Source organism: Citrobacter sp. S55_ASV_140 (genome assembly GCF_018919505.1).
GTDB lineage: Bacteria > Pseudomonadota > Gammaproteobacteria > Enterobacterales > Enterobacteriaceae > Citrobacter > Citrobacter werkmanii.
Map to the genome: position 1 here is coordinate 1 of NZ_JAHLQZ010000369.1, position 1,645 is coordinate 1,645.

The window sequence follows — 1,645 nt, forward strand, 5'->3', positions numbered from 1 at the left end:
TCAGGCTGTGGTAAGTCGACCTTGCTGCGTATGATCGCCGGACTTGAAACCATCACCAGCGGCGACCTGTTTATCGGGGAGACCCGGATGAACGACATTCCACCCGCCGAACGCGGTGTGGGCATGGTCTTCCAGTCCTATGCGTTATACCCCCATTTATCCGTCGCGGAAAACATGTCGTTCGGCCTCAAACTGGCCGGCGCGAAAAAAGAGGTAATGAATCAGCGCGTTAATCAGGTAGCTGAGGTTCTGCAACTGGCGCACCTGCTGGACCGTAAACCGAAAGCGCTGTCCGGTGGACAACGTCAGCGTGTGGCGATTGGCCGTACGTTGGTTGCCGAGCCGCGAGTATTCCTGCTGGACGAACCGTTGTCGAACCTTGATGCCGCGCTGCGCGTCCAGATGCGTATTGAAATCTCCCGCCTGCATAAACGTCTTGGCCGCACGATGATTTACGTCACCCACGATCAGGTCGAAGCGATGACCCTGGCAGACAAAATTGTGGTGTTGGATGCCGGTCGTGTGGCGCAGGTCGGTAAACCCCTGGAGCTGTACCACTATCCTGCCGACCGCTTTGTCGCGGGCTTTATCGGTTCGCCAAAGATGAACTTCCTGCCGGTGAAAGTTACCGCAACGGCAATTGATCAGGTGCAGGTTGAATTACCAAACCGCCAGCAAGTCTGGTTACCCGTCGACAGTGCCCGCGTTCAGGTGGGTGCCAATATGTCTTTAGGTATCCGCCCGGAACATCTGCTGCCCAGCGAAATCGCCGATGTCACCCTTGAAGGTGAAGTCCAGGTGGTCGAACAACTTGGTCACGAAACACAAATTCATATCCAGATCCCCGCCATCCGTCAAAACCTGGTTTACCGCCAGAACGACGTGGTGTTGGTAGAAGAGGGTGCCACATTCGCTATCGGCCTGCCGCCAGAGCGTTGCCATCTGTTCCGTGAGGATGGCACTGCATGTCGTCGGTTGCACCAGGAGCCGGGCGTTTAAGGTCCCCATAAAAAAACGAAACGCAAAACCATTCGCAGTTTCAGAAGGTGGCAGCGTTTAAAGAAAAGCAATGATCTCAGGAGATAGAACGATGATTACTCTGCGCAAACTTCCTCTGGCGGTTGCTGTGGCAGCAGGCATTATGTCTGTTCAGGCAATGGCTGTGGATTTCCATGGTTATGCTCGTTCCGGTATCGGTTGGACGGGTAGCGGCGGCGAACAACAATGTTTCCAGGCAACAGGTGCACAAAGTAAATACCGTCTCGGTAACGAATGTGAAACCTATGCGGAAATCAAATTAGGTCAGGAAGTGTGGAAAGAAGGCGATAAGAGCTTCTACTTCGACACCAACGTCGCCTACTCCGTAGCACAGCAGAATGACTGGGAAGGAACTGATCCAGCCTTCCGTGAAGCCAACGTGCAGGGTAAAAACCTGATTGAATGGCTGCCAGGCTCTACTATCTGGGCCGGTAAGCGCTTCTACCAACGTCATGACGTGCACATGATCGACTTCTACTACTGGGATATTTCAGGTCCTGGCGCCGGTATTGAAAACATCGATCTGGGCTTCGGTAAACTGTCTCTGGCCGCGAGCCGTTCTCAGGAAGCGGGTGGTTCATACGCGTTCAGCAGCCAGAATATCTAT

The 1,645-nt window shown here is 53.9% G+C and carries 2 protein-coding genes; both read left to right on the plus strand.

What is annotated here, in order from left to right:
- Positions 1 to 999: maltose/maltodextrin ABC transporter ATP-binding protein MalK (malK, locus tag KQJ18_RS23845; RefSeq protein ID WP_216422930.1), on the plus strand; the 999-nt coding region annotated here is incomplete at its 5' end.
- A gap of 91 nt (positions 1,000 to 1,090) precedes the next feature.
- Positions 1,091 to 1,645 (plus strand): carbohydrate porin (locus tag KQJ18_RS23850; protein WP_216422931.1); only part of this gene is annotated, 555 nt, incomplete at its 3' end.